Origin of the sequence: Lutibacter sp. HS1-25 (genome assembly GCF_004121075.1) — a bacterium.
In the GTDB taxonomy this organism is placed as follows: Bacteria; Bacteroidota; Bacteroidia; order Flavobacteriales; family Flavobacteriaceae; genus Lutibacter.
On record NZ_RHLN01000072.1, the window covers coordinates 1 to 1,124 of the forward strand.

Genomic DNA, 1,124 nt, shown 5'->3' on the forward strand with positions numbered 1-1,124 from the left:
AATTCTCTCTGAATTCCTTATTTTGAGTTATTTGATTCAAAATCATTTATTTGTCTGAATATTTGACAAAAAAGCTCATTGAAATAAATAGAATTGAGCAACGAATTCTATAAATATTTAAAATAAAATGACAAATTTCGGATTAAAAATTAATCGGAGTTTGAGCGTTGGAATTTGAATGTTAGAATATTTAAGATTTCAGAAAAATCTAGCTAAAAAGAGAAATCTCGGAATTTAAAAACAAAATGAGGTTTTGACACGTAGAAATTTAGCTCCGAAAGATTAATTTGAACTCAAAATCACATTGCCTAACAACTCATAAAATTTATGCTATAATTCGAACTAATACAAAATTTAAAATATTAAACAAACAATTTGCTACGGCTGAAAAATATCGTATTTTTAAACCGCACAAATCTTATAAAAGCCCGTTGGCTAACATTACGAAATTCAGAAATAAATGAAATACTTACGAATTATAATTATTTGGATTTCAATCTTTTTAATCCTTGGATATTTAGTAAAATACTTTGGTGAAATTAACTATAATGTGATTTTATACATTTTTGCAGGAATTGGATTAATTATTGGAATTGTTAAAGCTTTCTTGATTTATTTTGCTTCATCGAGTAAATCTGAGATTTTTGCCCAAGCGAGAAATATGTTTAATGGAAAAGTAAATCTAAACGGAGAAACAGAACTCTTGATTAATGACAAAAAAATAATTTTAGATTATAAACTAGAGAATACAGGAAATCGAGTATTTGAATATGTTATTGCAAAAATAGACTTGACTAATTCTCCGAATGAGATTATGAGTAAGTTAAAAGAGAAATTTGACGTAATTGAATTAAATAATAGAACATATGCAGTTGTCTATTGCTCTTGGGGATTTAAAGGAGTAGAATTCAAAGAGAGAATTGAAACAAAATTAATTGAGATTGAGAGTATAATGATTAAAAAAAACGTTAGCCAACACCTCATATAATTTATGCTTACATTCGAACTAACATTAACGACAAACATTCAACTAACGATTTGCTACGGCAGAAAAATCTCCGATTTTCCAGTCGCACAAATCATATTACAGCCGAGTTTGAGCATTGGAATTTGATTGTTGGAAT

1 protein-coding gene is annotated in these 1,124 nt (G+C 27.3%); it reads left to right on the plus strand.

The window, feature by feature from the left end; genetic code table 11:
- Positions 1-460: 460 nt before the first annotated feature.
- The gene (locus tag EC396_RS12250; protein ID WP_129366951.1) at positions 461-988 is read left to right on the plus strand and encodes a hypothetical protein; all 528 of its coding nucleotides are present in this window, start codon (positions 461-463) and stop codon (positions 986-988) included.
- Positions 989-1,124: the final 136 nt, after the last annotated feature.